Source organism: Salmonirosea aquatica (assembly GCF_009296315.1).
GTDB lineage: Bacteria > Bacteroidota > Bacteroidia > Cytophagales > Spirosomataceae > Salmonirosea > Salmonirosea aquatica.
The window spans coordinates 81,899-108,492 of record NZ_WHLY01000002.1 but is presented as its reverse complement, the minus strand read 5'-3'; the positions used below and the strand labels follow the sequence as shown (position 1 = coordinate 108,492).

General features: G+C 51.2%; 20 protein-coding genes. 14 read left to right on the top strand and 6 right to left on the bottom strand.

The window, feature by feature from the left end:
• Positions 1-18 precede the first annotated feature (18 nt).
• On the bottom strand, positions 19-2,514 hold the full coding sequence (locus GBK04_RS01410; RefSeq protein WP_152756211.1) for a TonB-dependent receptor: 2,496 nt from the start codon (positions 2,512-2,514) through the stop codon (positions 19-21).
• A gap of 84 nt (positions 2,515-2,598) precedes the next feature.
• Positions 2,599-3,423: an AraC family transcriptional regulator gene (locus GBK04_RS01405; protein WP_152756210.1), complete on the bottom strand. Its 825-nt coding sequence runs from the start codon at positions 3,421-3,423 to the stop codon at positions 2,599-2,601.
• Positions 3,424-3,735: 312 nt separating this feature from the next.
• On the opposite strand from GBK04_RS01405, the gene GBK04_RS30210 reads away from it, so the two are divergent.
• The 9 genes from GBK04_RS30210 (at position 3,736) to GBK04_RS01365 (ending at position 18,232) form a co-directional block, all read left to right on the top strand.
• Positions 3,736-3,864: a hypothetical protein gene (locus tag GBK04_RS30210; protein ID WP_373330615.1), complete on the top strand. Its 129-nt coding sequence runs from the start codon at positions 3,736-3,738 to the stop codon at positions 3,862-3,864.
• A complete protein-coding gene (locus tag GBK04_RS01400) occupies positions 3,861-5,561 on the top strand; it encodes a sodium:solute symporter family protein (protein ID WP_152756209.1) in 1,701 nt (566 codons plus the stop codon). Before GBK04_RS30210 ends, GBK04_RS01400 begins: the two co-directional genes overlap by 4 nt.
• Before the next feature lie 190 nt (positions 5,562-5,751).
• Positions 5,752-8,025: a GH92 family glycosyl hydrolase gene (locus GBK04_RS01395; RefSeq protein ID WP_152756208.1), complete on the top strand. Its 2,274-nt coding sequence runs from the start codon at positions 5,752-5,754 to the stop codon at positions 8,023-8,025.
• A 229-nt stretch (positions 8,026-8,254) separates the two neighbouring features.
• Positions 8,255-8,785, top strand: coding sequence for a (2Fe-2S)-binding protein (locus GBK04_RS01390; RefSeq protein WP_152756207.1), 531 nt, complete (start codon positions 8,255-8,257; stop codon positions 8,783-8,785).
• Positions 8,786-8,851: 66 nt separating this feature from the next.
• Entirely contained in the window at positions 8,852-9,868 is a 1,017-nt protein-coding gene (locus GBK04_RS01385; protein WP_152756206.1) for an FAD binding domain-containing protein, read from the top strand.
• A gap of 53 nt (positions 9,869-9,921) precedes the next feature.
• Positions 9,922-12,150, top strand: a complete 2,229-nt coding sequence (locus GBK04_RS01380; protein WP_152756205.1) for a xanthine dehydrogenase family protein molybdopterin-binding subunit — start codon at positions 9,922-9,924, stop codon at positions 12,148-12,150.
• A gap of 267 nt (positions 12,151-12,417) precedes the next feature.
• Positions 12,418-13,767: a TolC family protein gene (locus GBK04_RS01375; protein ID WP_152756204.1), complete on the top strand. Its 1,350-nt coding sequence runs from the start codon at positions 12,418-12,420 to the stop codon at positions 13,765-13,767.
• Between the two features lie 129 nt (positions 13,768-13,896).
• The gene (locus tag GBK04_RS01370) at positions 13,897-14,997 is read left to right on the top strand and encodes an efflux RND transporter periplasmic adaptor subunit (protein WP_373330614.1); all 1,101 of its coding nucleotides are present in this window, start codon (positions 13,897-13,899) and stop codon (positions 14,995-14,997) included.
• Positions 14,998-15,079: 82 nt separating this feature from the next.
• Entirely contained in the window at positions 15,080-18,232 is a 3,153-nt protein-coding gene (locus GBK04_RS01365) for an efflux RND transporter permease subunit (protein WP_152756202.1), read from the top strand.
• Between the two features lie 215 nt (positions 18,233-18,447).
• Here the strand turns inward: GBK04_RS01365 and GBK04_RS01360 are convergent, their stop codons facing one another.
• From GBK04_RS01360 to abc-f, 4 genes are all read right to left on the bottom strand, one after another.
• A complete protein-coding gene (locus GBK04_RS01360) occupies positions 18,448-19,425 on the bottom strand; it encodes a DUF6624 domain-containing protein (protein ID WP_152756201.1) in 978 nt (325 codons plus the stop codon).
• Positions 19,426-19,579: 154 nt separating this feature from the next.
• Entirely contained in the window at positions 19,580-19,921 is a 342-nt protein-coding gene (locus tag GBK04_RS01355; RefSeq protein ID WP_152756200.1) for a DUF1801 domain-containing protein, read from the bottom strand.
• A 104-nt stretch (positions 19,922-20,025) separates the two neighbouring features.
• A complete protein-coding gene (locus GBK04_RS01350; RefSeq protein WP_373330613.1) occupies positions 20,026-20,382 on the bottom strand; it encodes a GyrI-like domain-containing protein in 357 nt (118 codons plus the stop codon).
• A gap of 148 nt (positions 20,383-20,530) precedes the next feature.
• Complete coding sequence (gene abc-f, locus GBK04_RS01345) at positions 20,531-22,171, bottom strand: ribosomal protection-like ABC-F family protein (RefSeq protein ID WP_373330612.1); 1,641 nt, start codon at positions 22,169-22,171, stop codon at positions 20,531-20,533.
• A 251-nt stretch (positions 22,172-22,422) separates the two neighbouring features.
• Between abc-f and GBK04_RS01340 the strand changes: the two genes are divergently transcribed.
• From GBK04_RS01340 to GBK04_RS01320, 5 genes are all read left to right on the top strand, one after another.
• Positions 22,423-23,721, top strand: coding sequence for an acetylxylan esterase (locus tag GBK04_RS01340; RefSeq protein ID WP_152756199.1), 1,299 nt, complete (start codon positions 22,423-22,425; stop codon positions 23,719-23,721).
• Positions 23,722-23,742: 21 nt separating this feature from the next.
• A complete protein-coding gene (locus GBK04_RS01335; protein ID WP_152756198.1) occupies positions 23,743-24,312 on the top strand; it encodes a Crp/Fnr family transcriptional regulator in 570 nt (189 codons plus the stop codon).
• A gap of 74 nt (positions 24,313-24,386) precedes the next feature.
• The gene (locus GBK04_RS01330) at positions 24,387-24,827 is read left to right on the top strand and encodes a nuclear transport factor 2 family protein (protein ID WP_152756197.1); all 441 of its coding nucleotides are present in this window, start codon (positions 24,387-24,389) and stop codon (positions 24,825-24,827) included.
• A 230-nt stretch (positions 24,828-25,057) separates the two neighbouring features.
• Positions 25,058-25,528: a hypothetical protein gene (locus tag GBK04_RS01325; RefSeq protein ID WP_152756195.1), complete on the top strand. Its 471-nt coding sequence runs from the start codon at positions 25,058-25,060 to the stop codon at positions 25,526-25,528.
• A gap of 45 nt (positions 25,529-25,573) precedes the next feature.
• Positions 25,574-26,581 carry an SDR family oxidoreductase gene (locus GBK04_RS01320; protein WP_152756193.1) on the top strand — a complete coding sequence of 336 codons (1,008 nt, stop codon included), beginning with the start codon at positions 25,574-25,576 and terminating at the stop codon, positions 26,579-26,581.
• Positions 26,582-26,594 lie beyond the last annotated feature (13 nt).

Sequence of the window (26,594 nt, the reverse complement as noted above, 5' to 3'; positions counted from 1 at the left end):
TAACGGTGGCTCTTCAGTCTAGAATTCCTTGTCGCCAAACTCGTTTCCGGGTAGTTTTGCGCGTTTACTCAGCTGCCGGAACGTGTAGCTGAGGTTGATGAGGAAGATGTCCTTTTCCTGAATGTAGTTGGTAGTAGTGAAAAAATCACGTCCCCGGGTGGTGATTCGCTGCTCGTTCGTAGGCAGGAAACCCAGGCCTATGTTCTGCCATTGCGCCAGAACCGTCAGGCGGTTGTTCAGTAGCGTCTTTTTCAACGAAAGATTCGGAGTTAAAAAGCGCGAGTCTTCACCTTGCGCCGTAATACGTTGTGAGAGGTAATTGACGGTGGCCTGCAACGAAAGCGACGGGGCGATTTGTAAAGTGGTATTGGCATTGATGGAATACACCCAGGCCGCCCGGTCAAAAGCCACAACACCCTCGAACAACTGCCCTTCCTGTGAATAGCGGTACACGGTGCCCCCCAGGTAAAATTTCCAGGCTTTTGTAAGTTTCAGGTCCGCCGCCAGCTCTAGACCTACCCGCTGGGCCAGCCCGGCATTGGTGAAGATGCGGTTCAGAATGGTATCGGCGTATACCTTGTTGACACGATTGATCACATGCTGGATACTCTGGTAGTAGGCAGTGACTAGTACAGTACTGTTGCCCACCATTTTGCTAACTCCTGTTTCAGCCAGGTTCACAAATTCTGGTCGCAGGGTAGGGTCTCCCTGTTCGAGCGTTTCGGAGTGTTCGCGCTCGGGTAGGGGATTCAGCGCAAAATTATTATTACGCTGCACCCGACGGCTGAATCCCGCCCGCCACGATAATCCTTCCTGCGACTTATACAATACATTGAACGACGGAAACAGGTTATTGAGCGTCAGTGCGTAGGTCTGGTTGCTGGCATTATTCACTAGATCCCGAACGGCGTGTTCGTAGCGCAAGCCCAGCGTGTACTCTACGGTGGATTTGGTGGCGGCGAATTGCGTGTAGAAACTGTGGATGCGATTCGTGATGACAATCAACCCCGAAAATTCAGGAATAGGAACCAACGGCATCCGGTTGCCATACTGCTCGCGGTACCGGTAATCGCCCCGGTCTTCCTGAGTACGATACTGGTACCCGGCTTCCAGTTTGCCGCCCCAAAGGGGCAGGCTTCCGTCCACATTGGCTCGGAAATTCTGAATCGGTCGATCCGTGGTGGTGAGTGTGTATTGCAATGTATCGCGGTAGTCGGAGCGGTTGAGATTCCGGTTTTTGGTAAAACCACTGATTTGATCGTACTCGTACAACACCCCGGCGCTGAGGGTACCTTTGTTCCGGTAGGTATGCGTGTAATCAAGATTGGCGGTATAGAATTGCCCCTTTTTACGAACAAGATTGCTGTTAAAATAAGAGGTACGCCCGGTCACTTGTCCAGTCCGAACGTTGGTAGTCGTGTTATCATAAAAAATATCGGCCAGCCGGTCTTCGGTGCGCTGGCTCTGGAAGAGCCCCAGATTCCAGGTATTGAATGCATTGGGTACAAAAGCTACCGCCAGCCGATTCGTGTAGGTGTAGCGGTCGAAGCTACGCTCGCCTGCGGAGGGAAAATGGGTGTGCCGATTGCCAATCACAGTGCTGACATCCCCCACGCGCCGCCCGGCGATGTCGTTGCGGAGGTAGGCTGAGCTGAGCGTAAAGTCCCACACTTTTGAGCGGTAGTTGAGGGTGCCATCCAAGGCGTGTCGCTGGGGTTTCTTGGCATTGCCAAAATCACTCACGCTGGGCAAACCCACCAGTCCGTTCAGCTGGGCCGACCAGCCCGTATCGGCTCCGGTCCGGGTGATGATCGCGATGATACCCGCCTTGCCGTCGGGATCGTAGCGAGCGTTGGGCGTGGTGATAACTTCGATGGACTCGATGGAATTGGCCGGAAGCTGATTGAGCAGGGTACCCAGGTTGGCCTGCACGGGTTTGCCATTGAGGAGCACCAGAAATCCATTGGCTCCGCGCAGGCTCACATCCCCTTCGGCATTGAGAGTCAGGCCGGGTAAGTTGCGCAGTACATCGGTAGCTGTCCCGCCCGCTGCCCCTTGAAACTGCGCAGCGCGGTAGGTCTGTCGGTCGGCCTTCATAAGTACCTCCGCTCGCTGCCCGGTTACGCGTACCTCATCGAGCAGTTTGGATTCTACCTCAATCAGCAAGGTACCTACCTCGGTAGTGCGTCCGCCCTGCACGATAAGTTCAGTTGTAGTGGATTGATAGCCCGCATAAAAGGTCCTGATTGTGTAGCGGCCGGACCTGGGGTTTTGAATAAGGTAACGCCCGGTCGTGTCGGTAATGGCACCGCTCAGCGCCACTGAATCAGTAGCGGTGTAAAGCGCCACACTTACGAAAGGCACGGGCTGGCGGCTAGTTTTGTCGAGTACCAGGCCGCTGATTTGGGCGTAGGACTGAAAACCGAAACTAAAAAGCAGGGCTATTCCCGCCAACAGATATTTTGTAAGTGCAAGGGTAGGTGTCTTTTTTTGAACGAATTGTGCCGGCTGCATTGCTTCCAGAGTGGGAAAGGGGTACCCGGCAAAATTGGTACAACGAGGAAGGTAATCCGTGGTACAAATGAAAATACTTTGGTATCAGCCTGTCCCGCTTCGGAACGCCTGGGGCGTTGGGCCGACGTACTTTTTAAAGTACTTGACAAAGTAGGAAGGATCGGTGAAATTGAGGGAAAAGGCTATTTCAGAAACCGTCAGGTCGGTGTAGAGCAGGAGGCGCTTCGACTCGGCAATAACAAATTCCGCCATCAGATCGGCGGCCGCCTTGCCGATCGCCCGCTGGCAGGCCATGTTAAGGTTCTGCGGAGAAACATTCAGAATCTCTGCGTAATGGCTCACCGTATGCTTCAACCCATTGTCGTCATGCAGTAGCTGAATGAAAGCCTGGGCGGTACCCGCTTTCCGTTCTTGCTGCTTGACAAAAGGAGACGAAACCAGCAAAATCTTGGCCAGTAGGGCTTTCAACAATCCTTCAATGACGGTAAACGAGTTTTCTCCATGTACCCCGATTTCTTCAGTCATCAGAGCCAGCGTTCCTTCGATCATGGCATTCTCACGTACCTGCAGACAACTCTGACCGCTGATTTTGGTAAAAAGCGATTTAAGTTCGCCGTCCAGACTTTTTTCGATAAAAGCCTTTTTCACCAGAACCACATACCCCTCCGGTTCTGAGTCGAGCTGCCAGTAATGCACCTGTTCCTGCCGCACGATATGGATCACTGGCGGTTCGATGGGATATTCCATGGAGTCAATACCGTGCATGCCGGTACCTTCCGAGAGATAAATCAATTCAAGGTAGCTATTGTGCTTGTGGGGATTGGTGCGCCGGACATTCTTACGGAATGGGGCCACCTTGATGGTACGTTCTGTTTCAATTTTGGTTTTGATGACAAGTTGGGTAGCCATGGCAGTTGGACGGGGCCGGTAAAACTGGCGTGTGTTTAATGAACCTATTCGTAATCCTGGTCCGTACATTGAAATGTTTTCCAGGGGGTACCTTGTAAGGATGAAGATTCCGAGGCAAACTACCCGGATTATTTTCATTTTTTTAATGCATTCGGATAGAATTGGGATTATTGATCAGGGTACCCGCTGAATCCGTCGGCCTGCAATTCCCAAAAAAATCCCGGCACATTCCGAAAAGGGTTCTATTTTTGCTGAATAGCGTTTGTCCGGTCCCGCAACTGCAACCGAATCAAAATGACTGAACCCAACTCAATGCAAGATTCTGAAACCGAAGGCCTGCCGCCCTTCGTCAAGACCTGGCGGCAGATGTACGTCATCATCACAGGCGTACTGGTACTGCTCATCGTTCTGTTTTATGCCTTTATGATCCACTTCCAATGAGCTACCTCGACTGGATTGTGTTGGCTTTGTCGCTTACGTTTATCGTGGGTTATGGTATTTACCGTAGCCGCGAAAACAAAAACATCGGTTCCTACCTGCTGGCCGACCAGTCGCTGCCGTGGTACCATGTGACCTTGTCGCTGATGGCTACCCAGGCTAGCGCCATTACGTTTCTTTCGGCTCCGGGACAGGCCTATACCGACGGAATGCGTTTCGTGCAGTTCTATTTCGGATTGCCTTTCGCCATGATCGTATTGTGTATCACGTTCGTGCCGAAATTCCACCAACTTAAAGTTTTTACGGCCTATGAGTACCTTGAGGGACGTTTTGACCTCAAAACCCGAAGCCTGACCGCAGGACTTTTCCTGTTACAGCGTGGCCTTTCCACGGGCCTTTCTATCTATGCGCCCTCCATCATTCTCTCGGCTATTTTGGGCTGGGATATCATGTGGACCAATATCATTTCGGGTGGGCTTGTGATGCTTTACACCGTGACGGGTGGAGCCAAAGCCGTTTCCCACACGCATTTGCAACAAATGGGGATCGTCACGCTGGGAATGGTAATCGCGGGTATTACGGTGGTGAAGCTGTTGCCTGATGACGTATCGTTTACCGATGCATTACATGTGGCGGGAAAGATGGGCAAAACCAATGTCATTGATTTCACCTTCGATCTGAATAACCGCTACAATGTGTGGTCGGGTATCATAGGCGGGTTTTTTCTGCAGCTTTCCTATTTCGGCACCGATCAGTCGCAGGTGGGTAGGTACCTCACGGGTAGCTCGATTGGCCAAAGTCGATTGGGGCTGGCGATGAACGGCCTGTTGAAGATTCCTATGCAGTTTCTTATCCTGATGGTCGGGGCGTTGGTATTCGCATTTTATCAATTCACTACCCCACCGATGTTTTTCAATCAGGTGAAGGTAGAGCAGGTGATGGAAACCCCCTACGCTCCCGAATACCAGAAACTGGAAGACCGCCACGCTTTGTTGCAAAGCGAAAAACGCCCCCACGTACGGGCGCTGACGGAAGCCCTGGAAAAAGACGATGAAGCGGCCATAGACCGCGAACGTACCTACTTGGGCGCCGCCGAGGAAAAAGTGCAGGCCGTGCGTCAGGAAGCCCAGGATCTGATCTCGAAAGCCAACGGCGAAGAGACCAACGATGTGAATTACGTTTTTCTCCGCTTCGTGATCGACTACCTCCCGGCGGGGCTGGTGGGGCTACTCATCGCCGTAATCTTGCTCGCCTCGATGGGCTCCGTGGCGGCGGCTTTCAACTCGCTGGCTTCCACTACTATCATTGACGTATTCCGGCGGTCGGTCAGCAAAGATGGTTCCGATGCATACTACGTAAAGGCTTCTCGCTGGGCTACCTTCGGCTGGGGCGTTTTCTGTATCGTGGTAGCCCAGTACGCTAGCCGGTTGGGTAGCATGATCGAGGCTGTGAATGTGCTGGGGTCGCTTTTCTACGGGGTGATTCTGGGCGTTTTTCTCGTTGCTTTTTACTTCAAATCCATTGGTAGTCGGGCTGTGTTCTGGGGAGCCATCATCGGCGAGTTTTTTGTGGTGGCCAGCTATTGGCTCGAGTTAACGGCCTTTCTATGGTTGAATCTGATCGGCTGTGCCCTGGTGATCGGCATCGCCTGGATCATCGAAAAAGGCTGGCCACAACGCGAGCTGGATACTCTGGATTAAATTTACTGATTTTTGAAACGGCCGATTCTAACAAAGATGGGTAGGAGCCAGGTATAGGTTTTACCCTTTCTTTGCTTAAAAAGAGCTTATCAGGGGTTATTTTACCAAAGGTACCCTCTTTCTTAAGGTAGGGGTCGATCTCTGGCAGGAGCGCCAGACTGCTCCTGCCGATATTCAAAATTTCAGTCTAATGAGTTCAAAATTTTTCCTGGTATTTCTATTGGTGATGGGGTTGCTTTCCAATTCTCCAGGCCAAACGCCCGATCTGGTGCACTATGTCAATACCTTGCAGGGTACCAATTCCAGTCATCAGCTGACGCGGGGCAACACGTACCCGACGACCGCCCTGCCGTTCGCGATGCACACCTGGACCCCGCAGACCGGTAAAAATGGCGATGGCTGGAAGTACCAATACGCCAAAGACTCCATCCGTGGCTTCCAGCAGGCGCACCAATGTAGTTCCTGGACCAACGACTACGCTGTTTTTTCGCTGATGCCCGTGACAGGTACCCTGACGCTGGATGAGGGGAAGCGCGCCGCCCGATTCAGCCACGCCAACGAAATAGCCAAGCCGCACTACTATAAAGTGGCACTTGACAATAAAATTACGACCGAGATGTCACCCACCGAGCGGGGGGTACACCTTCGTTTTACTTTTCCCAAAAAACAGGATGCCTTCGTGGTACTCGACGGCTACACCGGCATGAGTGGCGTGAGTATTGACGTCAAAAACCAGAAAATTACTGGCTATGTCCACAACGGGCGCGGTTTGAAAGAAAATTTCAAGAATTACTTTATCATACAATTTGACAAGCCTTTCGTAGCGCAGGGGATTTGGGAAAACAAAAAAGGAGAAAAATGGGATGATCGACTAAGCGGGGAAGGCCGCGGCTACGGAGCCTATATCCAATTCAAACCGGGAGAAACGGTGCAGGCCAGGGTAGGTTCTTCCTATATCAGCCTCGAGCAGGCCGCGCTCAACCTGAGTCGCGAACTGGGTACCCACAAAACCCTGGAAGATACCAAAGCCGCTGCGGCCCTGGTCTGGAACGAACACCTGAACAAGGTACTGGTCGAAGGGGGTACCCAAGCCGAAATGGAAACGTTTTATTCCTGCTTCTTTCGGGCCAGTTTGTTTTCCCGGAAGTTCTTCGAGTTGAACCAGGCCGGAGAGCCTTACTATTTCAGTCCATACGATGGCACGGTGCACGAGGGGTACCTCTACACCGATACGGGGTTCTGGGATACCTTCCGGGCGCAGTTTCCGCTCAATGCCATTCTGCATCCCACCATGCATGGCCGTTACGTGGCCGCTCTGCTCGATGCCAAAGACCAGTGTGGCTGGTTACCCTCGTGGTCGTTTCCCGGTGAAGCGGGCAGCATGATCGGCAACCACGCCATCTCGCTGCTGGCCGATGCCTGGGCCAAGGGAATCCGCACGTTCGACCCCGAAAAAGCCCTGGAGGCCTATTTGCACGAAGCTACCAACAAAGGGCCGTGGGGACCTGCCAACGGGCGCGACGGCTGGAAAGATTACTTTACGCTGGGCTATGTACCCTACCCCAAAGTGCGGGAGGCTACGGCCAAAACCCTGGAATACGCGTATGACGATTTTTGCGGGTATAATCTGGCCAAAATGACCAATAGCCAGTTTTACCAGGATATATTCTCCCGCCAGATGTACAATTACAAAAATGTGTATGACCCCCAGGTAGGCTTCATGCGGGGCCGGGGCGCCGAGGGTACCTGGACGCCCAATTTTGATCCGTACGAGTGGGGTGGTCCGTTTACCGAGGGCAACGCCTGGCATTACCTCTGGTCGGTGTTTCAGGACCCACAGGGGCTAATCGACCTGATGGGGGGCGATCAGAAGTTTACCGACAAGCTTGATGCTGTTTTCAGTGAGCCCAGTACGGTGCACGTAGGTACCTACGGCGGAAAGATTCACGAAATGACCGAAATGGAAATGGCCGAAATGGGACAATATGCCCACGGTAACCAGCCCATACAACACATGGTGTACCTGTACAATTATTCCGGAGCCCCGTGGAAAGCGCAGCAGCACGCGCGGGAGGTGATGGCCCGACTGTACAGTGCCACCGAAGACGGCTATCCCGGCGATGAGGATCAGGGACAGACTTCTTCGTGGTATGTACTGAGTGCGCTGGGCATCTACAGCGTGTGTCCTGGGGTGGATGAATACGTTATCGGCAGTCCGGTGTTCAGGAAGGCCACAATCACCCTCGAAAATGGAAAGAAGTTTGTGATCGAAGCCGAGGACAATGACCCGAAGAAGGTGTACATCCAGTCAGCCACGTTGAACGGCCGGCCTTTCACGCATAATTTTATCCACTATGCGGATATTATGAACGGGGGTACCTTACACTTCCAAATGAGCGAAACGCCCAATACCGCACGGGGTACCCAGCCGGAAGACCGGCCGTTTTCGCTTACCCAAAAATAATTTTCTTCACAAAAAGCAGCCGATTCGCTACTTACACTACTACCATCCGGATAGCGCCTGGGTTTTCTGAGAGGGTACCCTAAACCCAAATCGGGAAAAGGCGTGCACCAGCCTGCGTGGGGAAATAGGTTTGCTGAGGAAAAACATCCATTTGATTCCTCTTGGCATAGTTGTTTGACCGATCAGAATTCTTTACCAATGAATTCATGCATCCTACACCTAATCGACTATGCTATCAGAGAACGCCACGATTCTTCCAAAAACCCAGGTCAATTTCGACCCCAAGCCCGTTACCCTCACTGTCAATGGGATAGACCGCCCCTTGCAGCTCATGCCGTGGGTCAGCCTGCTGGACGCGCTGCGGGAATACATCGGCCTGACAGGTACCAAGAAAGGCTGCGACCATGGCCAATGCGGAGCCTGTACCGTGATTTGTGACGGCAATCGAATTCTCAGCTGCCTTACGCTGGCCGTGATGAAAGAGGGGGCCGAAATCACTACCATTGAGGGCATCGCTCCCAGCGACGACGAGCTACATCCCTTACAAAAAGCCTTTATCGAACATGACGCCTTTCAATGCGGCTATTGTACGCCGGGCCAGATATGCAGTGCGATCGGTATGCTGAAAGAAGGCCATGCCCAAAGCCGGGCGGAAGTAGCAGACCTCATGAGCGGCAACCTGTGCCGCTGTGGAGCCAACAGTAACATCATCGACGCCATTATGGAAGTAAAGGAGGGACTTGCGAATGAGAAGCAATGAAAGCGGCGGCTGCCGCCGTCCTAAGTCCCGTCTTTAATATCCTACATCAAAATTTCAGTATTTCTTATGAATAATTTCAGCTATACCAAAGCCCATGACTTGCCCGAGGCAATCCGGTTGGGTGCGAAAAACGATACCCAATTTGTAGCGGGTGGTACCAATCTGATCGATCTCATGAAGTATAACGTCGAGCGGGCCAGCGCCCTGATCGACATCAATCACCTGCCTGACCAACAGGATATCCGCGAGCAGGAAGACGGTGGCCTGCGTTTGGGGGCATCGGTCACCAATGCGGCTACCGCGTACTATCCGTTGGTTGAGGAAAGGTACCCCCTGTTGTCCAGAGCCATCCTGGCCGGCGCATCGGGGCAAATTCGCAACATGGCGACCAATGGAGGGAACCTGCTCCAACGTACCCGGTGCTACTACTTCTACGATGTCAACACGCCCTGCAACAAGCGTCAACCCGGTTCGGGCTGCTCGGCTCTGGGCGGCTACAATCGCATCATGGCCATTCTGGGCGCCAGTGAAGCCTGTATTGCCGTATTCCCCTCGGATATGTGCGTAGCGCTGGCCGCGTTAGAAGCTACGGTGAATATTACCGGCCCTAACGGCGAACGTACCCTGGCTTTTGCCGATTTTCACCGCTTGCCCGGCAACACGCCCGAGCTGGATAATAATTTGCAGAAGGGCGAGGTGATTACGAGCATTGACCTACCGCCCAAAGGATTTGCTTCCCACTATTCCTACCTCAAACTCCGCGATCGTAATTCCTACGCATTTGCCCTGGTATCAGTGGCGACTGGACTCGAGCTGGAAGGCAACACGATCAAAGATGCCCGGATCGCACTGGGCGGGGTAGCCCACAAGCCCTGGCGGGTCAAGGAAAGCGAGACTTTTTTGATCGGAAAGGAAACCACACCCGAAAATTTCGCGGCCGCAGCGGATATTATTCTGCAGGGAGCCAAAGGGTATGAATTCAACAGCTTCAAGATCGATCTTGCCAAAAAAGCCATTGTCCGTAACGGTATGATGGCTCTCAACCCAAGCGAGACGCAACTACCCGGCGCAGTACCCAATTAATGGTGAATGAAAGCTATTCACTCATTTTCAAGATATCTCAATCGTAAAGCACAATGAAACAAACAGGACAACCCATCAGCCGGCTGGAAGGTACTTTGAAAGTAACGGGTGCCGCCCGGTATGCCGGCGAATTCAAGCACGAGGGGATGCTATATGGCTACGTGGTGAACAGTACCATCGCCAAAGGAAAAGTGATCAGGATCGATACGGAATCAGCCAAAAGGATACCTGGGGTAATCGAAATATTCACCCACGAAAATCGACCTTCACTGGCCTGGTTTGATATGCAGTACTCCGACATGGACGCACCGCCCGGCTCACCCTTTCGCCCCCTCTACGATGCCCAGGTCAGCTACTACGACCAGCCGATTGCCCTGGTTGTTGCCGAAACCTTCGAAACGGCCCGCTACGCAGCTTCAATTCTGCATGTGAAGTATGAGGAAGAAGCATTCCACACGGATCTTAAGACCAATATAGGCAAAGCCCGTGATCCGCAGCTAGGCATGGCCACCCTGCTCAAGCCCCTGCCTCCAAAACCCAAAGGCGATTTTGATCAGGCTTTTGAAGAGGCGGACGCCCAGATTTCGTCTGCCTACTGGCATGGTACCGAGCACCACAATCCCATGGAAATGCACGCTACCACGACCTTTTACGAGGAGGGTGGTAAACTGACGATTTTTGATAAAACCCAGGGTACGGTCAATAGCATGTTATACGTCTGCAATGTGTTTGGACTGAGCTTCGGCGATGTGCGGGTCGTGGCACCTTACGTAGGAGGAGCATTTGGTTCGGGATTACGGCCGCAGTACCAGCTTTTCATGTCGGTGATGGCGGCTACCCAACTCAAACGCTCGGTACGCGTGACGCTGGACCGGGAGCAGATGTTCAGTTTTGGCCATCGCCCGCCTACCTTGCAGCGGGTGCGCCTGGGAGCGACGCCCGATGGGACAGTGACCGCACTGAATCACGCGGCGCTGGCCGAGACCTCACAGTATGAGGACTATACGGAAGTAGTCGTGAATTGGTCCCATATTTTGTATCCGGCTAAAAATACCCAGCTCGACTACCAGCTGGTGCCATTGGACATTCACACGCCGCTCGATATGCGGGCGCCCGGTGGAAGTACGGGTGTTTTTGCAATCGAAAGCGCTATGGATGAGCTGTCGTACCAACTGAATATGGATCCGCTAGAACTTCGGCTCGTCAATTATTCAGAACGGGATGTGGCGCAGGACAAACCTTTTTCCAGCAAAGAACTACGCGAATGCTACAGACAGGGTGCCGAAAAATTCGGTTGGTCGGCACGTAACCCCGAGCCCCGGAGCATGAAGCGCGGCCACAAACTGGTGGGCTATGGCATGGCCACGGGAATTTGGGAATGCATGACGGTACCCAGCCGCGCCGAAGCAGTGCTGAGCGCCAGCGGCCGAATCGAGGTAAACAGCGCCGTCACCGACATTGGAACGGGTACCCTGACCGTCATGACCCAAATCGCAGCCGATGAATTCGGACTTTCTACCGATGACATTACATTTTCCTATGGCGATAGCGACCTACCCTTAGCTCCGATTCAGGGTGGCTCATTTACAGTATCGAGCGTGGGGTCGGCGGTAGTGAAAGCCTGTCAATCGCTGCGGAAAAAGCTGTTGAAACGGGCGGCCCGGATGGAGAATTTTTCGCTATCGCAGGCAAACCAGGCGTCGATCCGGTTTGAGAAAGACCGGATCGTCCTGAGCGATGATCCGGCGATTTCTGTTTCTTATGCCGATCTGATTGCCGACCACAATGGTAAAGCCATCAAGACTACGAAAACCTCAATCCCCAACGCTTTCAAGCTGAAAAAATACACTCGGGCTGCCCACAGCGCCGCTTTTGTAGAAGTGGAAGTAGATGAGGAATTGGGAATCGTCAATGTTACACGGGCCATAACTGCCGTGGCGGCCGGAAAAATCGTTAATCCTAAAACCGCCCGTAGCCAGCTAATCGGCTCGATGGTGTGGGGCATCAGCAAAGCGCTCCGGGAAGAAACCATAAGCGATTCGCGTTTTGGCAAATACCTGAACCGCAACCTGGCCGAGTACCACCTACCCGTCCATGCTGATATTCACGAATTGGATGCCATTTTTGTGGATGAAGATGATACCATCGTCAATCCCTTGGGTAGTAAGGGGATAGGGGAGATCGGCATTGTAGCCATGGCTCCGGCCATTGCCAATGCAATATTCCATGCTACGGGCAAGCGCATCAACCACCTGCCGATTCATGTCGAGGACTTGCTGTAAGTCTGCATGCTAGGCTAATATTCTGGATGCGGGCGAGGGTCAAAAACTGGTTTTGCATTTTACAAATAATAAATAAAATTAAAAAAGTCGGATACAGTCGTATCCGGCTTTTTTTTGGAGTTTAGAAACTATTGTAGAAAACTTGTGTTTGTAAATCTATTATATCCTATAAATAGCTGAATCCTACTGCTTAATCCTGGCCGCTTAGTGTACTGAATGTGATTATTCGGATACAGGATTTAGGGTTTTCATTCCGATAGACTTTTTATGCGCGTACTTTTTATCCTATGTAGTTTTTGGCTTTTTAGTAGCAAGTCGTACTCCGTACACGCACAAACCACCGCTTCTGACACACTATCAGCCTATGCTACCCTGGAAGAGTGCATACAATACGCGCTGGCGCATCAGGTGGACATCCGCCAGGCGCAACTCGATGAGCAGATTACTGACCGTACCATCAAAAGCCGCCTGGCCGACTGGTACCCTCAGGTAGGTTTCAACTTCAACATTCAGCACTACCTGCAACTTCCTGTGGTGCTTTTTCCTGACCTGAACAATCCCTCAGGCCCCCGGCGTGAAATACGCACCGGGGTAACCAACTCCTCGACCGGTGCCTTCACGCTGAACCAGACGATTTTCAATCGTGATGTGCTGCTGGCCAACCGTACCGCGCAGGATGTGTTGAAGCAGGCTGTGCAGAACACCACAAATACCAAGATCAATGTGACGGTCGATGTGAGTAAAGCTTTTTATGATCTGCTGCTCACCCGTCAGCAACAGGATATTCTGAACGCCCAGATCGAACGCCTGGCCCGCAACCTGAAAGATGCCGTGAATCAGTTCAAGAGCGGTATTGTGGATAAAACCGACTATCAACGCGCCACGATTGCCCTGAACAATGCCACAGCCCAACTCAAACAAGCCCAAGAACAGGCCATAGCGCGGGAAGCCGTGCTGAAGAACCAGATGGGGTACCCTGTAGAGCGACCCTTGACAATCACCTACGACAGCACGCGCCTGGAACTGGATGCTCAGCTGGACACCACCCAAATAGTGAACTACCAGAATCGCATTGAATACCAGCGCCTGCAAACGCGCCGGAACCTGCTGCGCGCGGAGATCGACTACGCCCGGTGGAGTTTCCTGCCGACGGTGTCCTTTTTTGTGAACTACAACCTGCTCTACCAAAACCAGGAATTTGCCCAATTGTACGGTCGGACTTTTCCAAATTCCCTTTTCGGTCTGACCATTGCCCTACCGCTTTTTCAGGGAGGCAAACGACTGCAAAACATCAAGATCGCCGAACTGCAGTTTGAGCGCTCCGATTGGGATATGACGGGCCTACGCAATGACATCAATACCGAGTTCACTCAGGCCCTGGCTCAATACAAGGGTGATTGGATCAATTATCTGACATTACGGGAAAATGTTTCCCTCGCCCGCGAGGTGTATGACGTGATTCAGTTGCAGTATAAGTCGGGCGTGAAGACCTACCTGGATGTAGTGATTGCCCAGACGGATCTGAGAACGGCGGAATTCAATTATACCAATGCGTTGTATCAGGTGATCAGTAGTAAACTGGATGTCGAACGCGCCTTGGGTAGCATTGATTACTGATTATTACGAGGTATAAAAATTTTCATAAATCAAGACTCTGAAATAGAAGTAGATAGCTCACAACTCTAAGGCTACCAGAATAGAGAAACAATGATAAAAAAAAGATCAGTCCCCGCTATCATCTTTGGTATGGCAACCCTTCTGGCCTGCGGTGGGAAAGAGCAAAAGCCCCAGGCGCCCACGACCGTTCCGGTGGCTACGTATAGGGTAGAACGGGGCGAAGCGATCTCCTACGACGAATACCCCGCCACCGTGACGCCTTTGAAAGTGGTGGAGGTACGTGCTATGGCAAGTGGCTACGTTACAGGTATTTATTTTGAGGATGGGCAACGGGTTCGTAAAGGACAGAAACTCTATCAGATCGACCAACAACAAATCCAGGCATCGGTAGATCAGGCTCAGGCCAACCTGCGGGTAGCGGAGTCTAACGAACGACTGGCGCAGAAAGATGCCGAGCGCTATCAGGAGCTCGACCGCAACGAGGCCATTGCCAAGCAGGTACTCGATAACGCGCTGGCTCGGCTCGAAACTGCCAAATTGCAGGTACAGGCGGCCAAAGCTACGGTAGAACAGTCGCGTTCGGGCTTGAAATATACTTCCGTTTTCGCGCCTATTTCGGGTACGATCGGTATTTCCCAGGTACAGCTGGGCGCGTTGGTTACCTCCAATCAGACGTTGCTGAACACTCTCTCAACCGACGACCCCATGGCTGTGGATTTCGGAGTGGATCAAAAGGAAATTGTACGGTTTACCCGCCTTCTGCAACAGAATAAGAATCCGCGTGACTCGACCTTCCAACTCAGTCTGCCCGACGGAAGTACCTACCCCTATGCCGGACGCATTGGACTGATCGACCGGGCCGTGGATGCCCAGACCGGAACGATCCGGACACGGCTTGTTTTTCCCAATACTAAGAATATGCTGAAAGCCGGGATGACTGTGAATGTGCGGGTAAAAACCGACGGCAGTAGTGGCAACTCCCTGTTGATTCCCAAAAAGGCCCTCGTGGAGCAGATGGGCGAGTACTTTGTGTACGTCGTGCAGGGTGATAGCGTGATCCAGCAGAAAGTTCAGACCGGCGCCGACGTGCGTGATCAGATTGTGATTCGCGGTGGTCTGGAAGAAAATACGGAAATCGTCACGGAAGGAATACAGAAATTGAAAAACGGGGCAAAAATTTCAAAAGCAGGTACCCCGGCACAAAGTTCCAGCCCGGCGGGTACCAAGTAAGGAAGCGAGAAAAGGTAGCCTGACTTCTGAGGTCAGAAAGTCAATCGTCCAGAGTCCAGCATCCAGAATTCAATATTAACGCATGTTTGCAAATCGCTTTATCAATCGGCCCATTCTGGCCATCGTTATTTCCTTAGTCATTCTGCTGGTAGGCGTTCTGGCCATTATGAGCCTGCCTATCAGTCAGTACCCCGACATCACACCTCCGACTGTACAGATTACAGGTACCTACACGGGTGCCGATGCCTCCACCGTGGAGCAGACCGTGACGACACCCATCGAAACCCAGGTGAATGGTACCCCCGGCATGAGTTACGTATCCAGCACCAGTACCAACGATGGCCGCACGTCCATCAGTGCCGTATTTGAGGTAGGTACCAACGTCGATATTGCGGCTCTGGATCTTCAGAACCGCGTAAGTGTGGCCGCGCCTCAGCTACCCAGTGAAGTAACCCGCCTGGGACTGACGGTTCGGAAGCGGAATCCCAGCATCCTGATGTTGGTGGCAATGTACTCACCCGAGAACACCCACGGGGTTAATTTCGTGAGCAACTACGCCAACATTTATGTGAAAGATGCCCTGCTACGCGTGAAAGGCGTGGGCGATATTTTCAGCCGGGCCGACGACTTCAGTATGCGGGTATGGCTGCAACCCGACAAAATGGCCCAGTTGGGCCTCACATCGGGGGAAGTTATTTCGGCCTTGCAGGAGCAGAATTTACAGGTTGCGGTGGGCTCGGTAGGTGCGCCGCCGCAGCATAACGATCAGACTTTTGAATATACCGTCTTCACCAACAGCCGCCTTTCGTCGGCAGAAGAATTCGGAGAAGTTATCGTCCGCACCCGTCCCAATGACGGGTCGCTGGTGTACCTTAAGGACGTGGCGCGGGTAGAACTGGGGAAGTTTAGCTATAACAGCAATTCGTTCGTGGATGGCAAGCGGGCCAGCTACCTGCTGGTGTACGAAGCGCCCGGCAGCAACAGCCTCGAAACTGCCCAGGGCGTATACGATGCGATGGATCAGTTGAAAAAATCCTTTCCTAACGACCTGGACTACATGGTACCCTTCGAGGCCGTTTCGGTGGTGAAGGTATCCATTGATGAGGTGGTTAAAACGTTGATAGAAGCCCTGTTGCTCGTAATTCTGGTGGTATTCCTCTTCCTGCAAAGCTGGCGGGCTACCCTCATCCCTCTGCTAGCCATTCCGGTGTCTATCGTGGGTACCTTCATCTTCTTCATTCCGCTGGGCTTTACCATCAATACGCTTACGATGTTCGGTTTTGTACTCGCCATCGGAATTGTGGTCGACGATGCCATTGTGGTGGTAGAAGCTGTGCAACACTACATCGATGAAGAGGGAATCTCGGCCAAAGAAGCTACCATGAAGGCCATGAAGGATATTTCCGGACCAGTCATCGCCATAGCTCTGATTCTGGCGGCGGTGTTCGTGCCGGTAGGTTTCATTCCGGGTATTGTGGGGCGGTTGTACCAGCAATTTGCCATCACCATTGCCATTTCGGTATTGCTCTCGGCTTTTGTGGCGCTTACGCTGACCCCCGCGCTGTGCGCCATGCTGCTGCGGCCCATGAAACTAAATAAAGACTCGCGGGGTCTGAATAAATTCTTTTACAAGTTTAATACCTGGTTTGGCCGGGTGACGGATCACTACTCAGAGGGTGTTAAAAAATCCATTCGCAAAGCTCCACTGGTGCTGGTAGGATTGGTGGTACTTTACCTGGGCACAGGGCTTCTTTTTAAAACCAAACCCAGCGGTTTTATCCCCTTGGAAGATGGAGGACGCTTGTTCTTGACCTACGAACTGCCTGAGGCCGCCTCAACGGGCCGCAGTATCGCTACCCTGGACACCCTGATGAAGATTCTGGACAACACGCCCGGAATCAATCACTATGCGGGTTTGGGCGGACTCAACGTGGTGACTTTTGCTTCCAAATCCAATAGCGGTACCATCTTCTGCCAGCTGGACGATTGGGACGAACGCAAGGCCGACTCACTTACCGTAGAAGGACTGGCGGCTACGCTCCGTAAAAAAGTAGCAGGCCTCAAAGAAGCCAACGTAGTGGTCATTACACCGCCCGCCATTCCCGGTCTGGGCCGCACGGGTGGGTTTAGTTTTGTGATCGAGCAACGCGAAAGCAACGACGACATCAAGCAGTTTGAGAAGGTAGTTAAGAATTTTACTGCCGCCGCCAACCAGCGTGACGAAATCAGCGGTGCCTTCTCGTTCTTTACCGCCCAAACTCCTGGCTACCAGCTCGACGTAGATAGGGCCAAGGTAAAGCAACTGGGCGTTTCGCTCTCGGAAGTATACAGTACCCTGCAAACCTACCTGGGGAGTCGTTATGTCAATGATTTTACAATTTATGGGCGTAATTTCCGAGTCGTAGCGCAGGCCGATACCAACTTCCGGGCTAATATCGATGCGTTGGGCAAGTACTACGTCCGCAACCAAGGTGGACAAATGGTACCTATCAGCGCGCTGGTGACGCACAAAATGGTGGAAAGCGCTCCGTTGATTTCGCACTACAACCTGTTCCGCTCCACTGAACTGAACGGTAATCCGGCTCCCGGCTACAGCAGTGGTGAGGCCATCGAAGCGCTGCGCGAGGTAGCAGCCGAGGTACTGCCGATCGGTTATGGCTACGAATTTACGGGACTGAGCTTCGAGGAAATCAACGCGGGGTCAAGTACCCTGTACATTTTTGGCCTATCCATTCTGTTTGTCTTTTTATTCCTGGCGGCTTTGTACGAAAGCTGGTCGGTACCCTTTGCGGTGCTGCTGGCGGTACCCATCGGGGCATTTGGAGCCATCGTCACGCTGACTTTGTTCAAGAGCATTTCCAACAACATCTACGCCCAGATTGGCCTCCTGACTCTCATTGGTCTGGCGGCTAAAAACGCCATTTTGATCGTGGAATTTGCCAAGGAACGGGTAGATCAGGGCGAATCAATCCGACAGGCCATCATGGAAGCTGTCCGACTGCGGCTTCGTCCCATCATCATGACCTCCCTGGCCTTTATTCTGGGGGTACTGCCGCTGGCTTTCTCACAGGGAGCAGGTGCTGCTGCCCGCCAAACCATCGGCTGGACCGTATTAGGCGGAATGGTCGCCGCCACCCTGCTGGCGATTTTTGTGGTACCCGTGTTGTTTTCGAGTATTGGAAAGATAGCTTATGGAAGGAAGGATTTGGAGGAAGAAGGGGAGAAGGTAAGCTAAACACCTTCATACGTTACTAATTCACCCCACTGGTTTGCTTTGCAAAAGCAAACCAGTGGGGATTTTTTAAATCTACGACGAATCGATGAACCGCTTAATCGATACACGACTTTCTCTTATGCCGTCCAGAAGTCATATCTTTTTGCAATTTCATACATAACACAGCAATCGCACTGACTTCTTCAAATAATTATATGACCAGGATTTATCCCTATTTAATTTATTTGGATATTCTTCTTTTCTAACTCGGGCAACTTCTTTTTATATTCCTCTACATTCCAGGTAATGCCCCAGCCGGAAACATATTCTTGCAATTTTCCTAATCCGACCGCTTGGCGCCTTTCATCTACATGATCCGGGTCGTCAAGCGGCAGGACGTAGGCACCGCTGTTGTCATACCCTATCTGGCTCCCGTAAATTTGTCGCTTACCCTGCCCCAACGCCACTCTATCTTCTAACAGGGCTAAGGCGCTGGCTTCAGCGTTTCCGATCCTGACAGCTTCCCGCATCATGGGTAGGTACTGCTCACGAGTTTTCTGATCGGCGTGCTGAATTACCAGGAAGAGCGTTTGGTTGCCCTGATTTCCAATTACGCTGTCGCCCAGCCAGCCTCGCTCATCCAGTATTTTTTTGATTTTTATTAGATTGATTGAATCGGCGGTCATGATTTTCTTCCAGTGCGCCTGCATTTCTTTAGAATCGTTTCCGTACTTTTTCTGAATATCTCCGATTTGCTTCCGATAGATTTGATCAATCTGAAAAATGGTGTCGAGCATGGCTACCAATGGTTTATCGTAATTGGCTTCCTTCTTCTCCTGGTTTATTTTTACAAGCGCAGTTACTTCTGCCCAGCGGCGGTCGTCGTGTAGCGTCAACAAGTCGGAGTCGGTGCTCATGTGCCGATAATTTGTGTAGTAGCCGCTGCGGGCAATCCTGAACAACTGGACGAATGCCGAATCGGCATTATTGGCGCGCGCCCACGAACAAGCGGCATTGTATCGATCGGTGATTTCACCAAGATCGCCTGCCGAAGCAAAAGCCTTGGAGTAAGTCTGGGCCGATTTGAGGTACTCCTTATTTTCATAATACTTCCAGGCGGTATCGATGAGTCCGGCGTATTGCTCACCGAGTTGAGCGACAGCCATGTTGGCGATTAGGAGTATTACAATGCTTAAAATTGCTCTCTTTTTCATTTTTGTGTTCAAGGGAATTATTGATGGATGAATTAACTCATAAGTTTTCGCCCTAGCGACGATCAGCCGCTGCCAGGCGGTAACCGTGGGCTATCTGAATTCCTACCGCCAGCCATTCCTGTTTCACATTTAATGTAGCTTGAATACACAATTACTAATACAAAGCCAGTGCCTGCTGCAAAATAGCCTGAATCGTTTCCATCGGCAAATCTTCGTTCGGATCAATCAACATAATCTTCATACGTGTCCGATTTTCGGCCAATAGGGCCGGATGATCGATTTGTCTTCCTTCGACGATGGCCAGGTAGGGTTTCTTGTGTTTTTTATGAAAGGAAAGGTAGCATAACATTTTCTTTTTATAGTAAAAAAACGGCAACCGCCACTTCCATGCCGGTGTGATGCTGTCATTCGCTGAGAGAATAACCTCCCGCAAAGCAAGAAGACACCCGCGCACGGGTTCTTCTTGCTGCATAAAATAGTGGTCGAGTTCCTTCATTAGTTGATCGCAATGAATATATCTACCTCGGCATTCTCAGGGTTTTGGGCTTTTTTGCAGTATATCTCAAAGTCGGCGGTGTACTTTCTGGACAAATCTGACCCCTAGATTTCATGCCAGGTACCAATCACCGCACCTTCCATCAGGTTTCCCTTTGAGAGGTACCTTACGTACTTGCCCTCCGGAATTGTTTTTCCCACCATCCCCTCCGGAATCGTAGCCAATGTCGTTACCTTGTAACCCAGAATCGTCGTGTAGGGCTGGGTATGGTCCAGGACGTAGTCGGTGTAGACACAGTACAACGATTCACCCATTTTATTGGGGATTCTCCCGGCCATGCCTTCCGATATGAACCGGTTCCAGAGCGCCGGTATTTCCTGAGTGGCTTGCCCATTCTCGTTGGTGGTCCTGACTGCAATGCCGATTATTTTGAATTCCCCAATCGTTTCCTGCTCTCTCATTTTTTTGATTTTGGTGAGCCGCAAGATTGCGGGGATTGCTGACAACCCTATGTCAGCTGACATTTAATTATTTAAAAAATCCTGACGCTGGAGCCAATTTTGAATGAGATTTCAAAATTCCTGAATTAGTACCCCATCATTCGTTACGTCAAAGCCGGATTTCCTTTTGACTATTTATTTGCTCCAAAAAGTACTCATCGTGTGAAACAACGATCAAGGTACCCTGATATTCGTTGATGGCTGCGGTCAGAATTTCTACGTTTTGAATGTCCAGATTATTGGTTGGTTCGTCAAGTACAATGAGGTCTGGCGACTGAGTATTGATTGTCAGGCAACACAACATCAAGCGCATTTTCTCTCCACCGCTCAGGGTACTATTCGGTTTGTCCCAATATTCTTTTGCGAAAAGAAATCGATTGAGCCTGATTTTGATTTCATGTTCCTGTAAGGCAGAAACATTGAATCTTTGCGCTTGTTCATACACAGTCAGGTTGTTGTCAATTAGCGAATAGTCCTGATCTATGTATACTGAATTCCCTGCCGCTCGATAAACCGTTCCGATTTGTGGATCTAGGGTACCTAATATGAGTTTTATCAACGTTGTTTTACCCGAACCATTCGAGCCTTTCAGGGCGATTCGCTCGCCACTCGTGATCTGAAGGGTTAAGTCTTCTTGCCATAGAAAGTCATCTCCGTACTTATAATTAAGTTTGGCAGTATCGAATAGTATTTTACCCCGATGCAACGCGGAATTGTCAAAACCAAATTTCATCTTGTCAAGATCCGACAATTCGTTTCGTAGTTCGCGTAGTTCGTTTGAAAGGCCGCCAATTTTCTCCGCGTGAACCTCTTTCAATTTGGAGGTACTATTTTCAGCGTTGTTCCGTAAAGTATTGATCATAATCCGGGCAACGCCTGCTTTCTTCTGTTTCTTCTTGCCCCGGGCATCCAACTTTTGTTGTCGTTGCAAGGTTTCCCGTTCTTTTTCTTTGGCTTTGCGCAGCGCCTTTTCCCGGCTTTGTATATCCTGATTCAGGGCATTGGTTTCTATTCTTTTTTGCTCAGCATAAAAATCATAGTTACCGCCATATCGAGTGATACCACCTTTACTCATTTCGCAAATGGTATCCAGACTATTCAACAATTTCCGATCATGACTCACCACGACCAGGGTACTTGGGGTGGATTGAATGAAGCGATACAATAATTGCCTGCTTTCCGAGTCTAAATGATTGCTCGGTTCATCCAATAAAACAAGTGGGGGCTGATGGATGGAAATACCCGCGAGAACAACCTTCGTTTTCTGACCGCCACTCAACGTTCCCATTTTTTGGGATAAATCCAAATCGGTCAATTGCCAATAGTTCATGGATTCGGCACAACGCTCTTCGATAGTCCAATCATCGTCAAGCAAATTCAGATTCTCTTCCGATACATCGCCAGTGAGAATTTTTTTCAGTGCATCCAGTTTATTCTCTACTTGTAGTGCCTGGGCCACGGTCAGATGATTAAACTGACCGAAAATTTGAGGTATATAATAAGGTTTCGTGTCGCATAGTACCTGCCCATAAGAAGGCTGTAATTCACCCGCAATTATTTTGAGTAAGGTAGATTTTCCCGCGCCGTTGTGGCCAATCAAGGCTACTTTGTCGTGATTGTTTACTGTAAGATTGATGTGTTCAAACAGTAAATCCTGGTTGGGATGTATATAGGAAAGATTTTGTAAAAGAAGCATAATTTCTTTCTTGTAGAGTGAATAATCACAGCCAATCGCAAAGCAGTTGGCCATCTATTTAGTCCGAAAGAAATTATTTTTTACACGGAGAAGTCCTTTGAATTTGTGCTCGCAAATATACGGATGTTTTTCGAAATGAGTTTTCATATCGGTGGTAGAGGGTACCCTAAAAGATTTCAGAAAGTAGCCCACCCATCCCCAGAATGCACAAATTTTTAAAATCTTCCGCCGGTGCATGGATAAATCCAGGTCAATTGGTTCTTTCTAACCCTAGAATCGAATCGTTTCACGTAATAATCCTTCCCATGCGAAATCGCTCCCTGCCCTTACTGCTCCTTATCTTTTGCCTATACCTTAACCCGGGCCTGGCCCAGCCCGTCGAACGTTTCGTCAAAGTCATTGTGGCACCCGACCGCACGGATTGGACCTATAAGCCCGGCGATAAAGCCAAATTCACCATCAGTGTGTTGCAAAGTGGCAACCCCGTGAAAAATACTCTGGTGCGCTACGAGATCGGTCCCGAAAAAATGCCCGCTACCGTGAAAGAAACCAAAACGCTGGCGAATGGTACCATTTCGGTAGAGGGTGGCACGATGAAAGATCCTGGCTTCCTGCGCTGTATCGCCATCGCCGAAGTAGACGGTGTGGAGTACCGGGGGCTGGGTACCGCAGGTTTCGGGCCGGAGAATATCCAACCCACCGCCACGGATCCTGCCGACTTTGATACATTCTGGTCGGAGGGTAAAGCCGATTTGGCCAAAATACCCCTGGATGCGAAAATGACGCTGCTACCTGAGCGCTGCACCGAAACGGTCAATGTCTATCATGTGAATATCCGAAACTATGGCAATTCGCGGCTGTACGGGATTCTGGCCATGCCCAAAAAAGAGGGAAGGTACCCTGCTATTCTGCACGTACCCGGCGCGGGGGTTCGTCCTTACTTTGGTGACATAGCCAACGCCGAACAAGGCATCATCACGCTTCAGATCGGTATTCACGGGGTACCCGTCACAATGGATGCGGGCGTCTACGACGACCTGCGCGCCGGCGCCCTGAGCAACTACCAGAATTTCAACCTCGACGATAAAGACCGGTTTTACTACAAGCGGGTGTACCTGGGCTGCGTGCGGGCCAATGATTTCCTGACCAGCCTGCCTCAGTTCGACGGGTCGAACCTGGCCGTAACGGGCGGTAGTCAGGGCGGGGCGCTGTCCATTGTGACGGCCGCGCTGGACAGCCGTGTAAAAGGGCTGGGCGCTTTTTACCCCGCGCTGAGCGACGTAACAGGTTATCTGCATGGACGGGCGGGTGGCTGGCCCCACTATTTCGCGGGTAGTAGCCGTGATTTTAATGACAAAAAGGACAAGATTGCCACGACGGCCTACTACGACGTCGTGAACTTCGCCCGGCGCGTGAAGATTCCGGGACAGTACTCCTGGGGATTCAACGACGAAACCTGCCCGCCTACCTCCATGTACGCAGCATACAACGTCATCACCGCGCCCAAATCGCTCTATCTGGCGCTGGACACCGGCCACTGGACCTACCCCGAGCAGCGGGATTTGATGAATGGTTGGCTGCTGAAGCACTTAAAGGGCGAATGAGGGAAGGTACCTTAGAGAAGTATGGGGGATAATCTCAAAAATGTTCTGACTGGGGTTGGAGCAATTCCTGATGCAGATTGGGAGCTTTTTCACTCAATTTTAAGGGAGGAACGGATAACCAAAAATGAATTCCTGCTGACAGAAGGGAAAGTCTGTCCGGGGATTTATTTTTTGGTACAGGGTTGCCTGAGAACCTACCGGCTGATAGACGGAAAGGAAGTCAATACCGCCTTTCACTTTGAGAACGATTTTGTCTGTGAGCTGGAAAGTCTTTCTACAGGTACCCCTTCCCACAAGTTTATCCAAACACTGGAAGATTCCCGAACGATTTTTATTCCGAAAGCCCAACTGATCGGCCTGTACCAAAACTCGACTTCTTTTCAGGAACTGGGCCGTAAGATTCTGGAACAGGTAGCCATCACCGAACAGAAATATTCTTCGCTTTTTACCCTTTATTCCCCGCAGGACCGCTACGCCTATATTCTCGAAAACTACCCCCACCTCATTCAGCGCGTTCCTTTACAGTACCTGGCTTCCTATCTGGGCATAGCCCGCGAGACCCTGAGTCGTATCAGAAAAAGAATGGCCTGAAACGTTTTGTGACGATCGTCAATTCACAGCCCTAGCGCTTTTCCGTCATTTGCAGCAGCTAAAATGTATTGCAAATGAAAAAGATCGTAATCACGCTGCTAATGGGCGCCTTGATGACTAGGGTGTCCTTCGCACAAAAAAGCAACAAAGGAATGGAAATGGAAGTGAAAAAGACGGTGATGGCTTTCAACGAAGCTGCCGCCCACCGCGACCTTGAAGCGCTCAACTCCGTGCTTCATCCCGATTACCGAGTGATGGCCAATCGCTTCCGGGGTACACCGGGTACTACCTTGATTACCCGGGAAGCCTACCTCGGCATGATGAAGGATGGAAAAGTAGGAGGTGCCTCCTACGAGTCGGAGTTCAGACAAATCAGCGTGTCGGCTCACACGGCTATGGTGGAGATATCACTCAAAGGCAACGGCACATCAAGCATGCATAAGTACCTGTTTTTGGTCCAGAATTCCCAGAATGAATGGCAGGTAATTAGCGACCTACCTTTGGTCGTAGACTGAAATTTGGCACGCCTTTTCAGGGCAACGGGCCGGAAGTTCTTTACTTCCGGCCCGTTTTTGTTTTGGCCCTCGCGTAGATGAGGTGGTTTACGAATGGGGAAAATAGTATTCAGAGGCAGGAACACTCTACCTTGTAGTTGCCTAACCCCCGAATAATAGCTCTGTTTTAGGGAATGGCAGGATATTTATGACCTATCTAACCAATTCCTAACTCAAAACACCGAATCCCTATGAAAAATAATCCCGTCAAAGAAATCAGCACAGCCTTAGGCGCAGGCCTGATCGCCGGCTTGGCCGGTACGGCCGCTATCACGATCTCTCAGATGATCGAAATGAAAATAACCAAGCGGAAGGCCAGCGATGCGCCTACCAAAGCAGTAGCCAAAGTGCTGGATATAAAGCCGGTCAACAAAGGAGAAAAAGCGAAAGTAGCTCAAGAAATCCACTGGACGTATGGTACCGCCTGGGGCGCAGTACGCGGCTTGCTCTCGTTGGTAGGGCTTACGGGTTCACCCGCCACAGTGGCCCATTTTGCCGGGGTGTGGGGTACCGGGCTTGTCATGTTACCCAGCCTGGACATAGCCCCGCCCATAACCGAGGAAAAGCCCAAGGCAATCGCCATCGATGTGCTACACCACGCCGTGTATGCCGCAGCGGCCGGACTGGTATTCGATGCCATCATGGAGAAAGACTTGTGGTGATTTCAACAAGTATCTGTCAATCAGTAGAATCTAATAAAATATATAATGGAAAATAAAGAATTTGAAGGAAAAGTAGTCGTCGTAACTGGTGCTTCAGCGGGTCTGGGACGCGCCATTGTGCGCGAGTTTGCCAGGCAGGGAGCCAACCTCGGGCTTTTGGCACGTGGAATAGAAGGTCTGGAAGGTGCGAAAAAAGAAGTGGAAGAATACGGGGGCAAGGCCCTGGCTATCCCGACCGATGTGTCGGATCCCGAGCAGATTGAAGCCGCGGCCGAGCAGATTGAAAACGAATTGGGACCCATTGATATTTGGATCAATAATGCCATGAATAGTGTGTTCGGGCCGTTCAAGCAGCTGGAAGCCAAAGACTTCAAGCGCGTGACCGAGGTTACCTACCTCGGGCAGGTGTACGGCACGCAATCAGCCCTGAAACGGATGCTGCCCCGTGATCGGGGTAGCATCATACTGGTGGGTTCTGCTCTGGCCTATCGGGGTATTCCGCTACAATCAGCCTATTGCGGAGCCAAGCACGGCATTCAGGGGTTTTTCGATTCGTTACGGTCGGAGTTGTTTCACGATAAAAGCAATATCAACCTGAGCATGGTGCAGCTCCCCGCCATGAACACGACGCAATTTGGGTTTGTGAAAAGCTACCTCCCCAATAAGCCACAGCCGATGGGGCGAATCTATCAGCCCGAAGTGGCGGCACAGGCCATTGCCTACATCGCTAAAAATCCGCGCCGGGAACTGTACGTAGGGTACCCTACCGTTGAATCCATTCTGGGCGATAAGATTGCTCCCGGTTTACTGGACCGGTACCTGGGGGCTACCGGCTACGACGGCCAGCAAACCGACGAGCCTAAAGATCCCAACCGGAAAGACAACCTCTATGAACCTTTGCCCGGAGACCACGGAGCCCATGGTACCTTCGAGGCTAATGCGTGGGATTTTAGTCCCGAAACCTGGGCCGCCACGCACAAGCTCATTTCGTGGGGAGCGGTAGCCTCGCTCGCTCTGGCCGTCGGAGTATTGGTAGGTAAAAGGTGGTCTTAATGAATAACGCTGT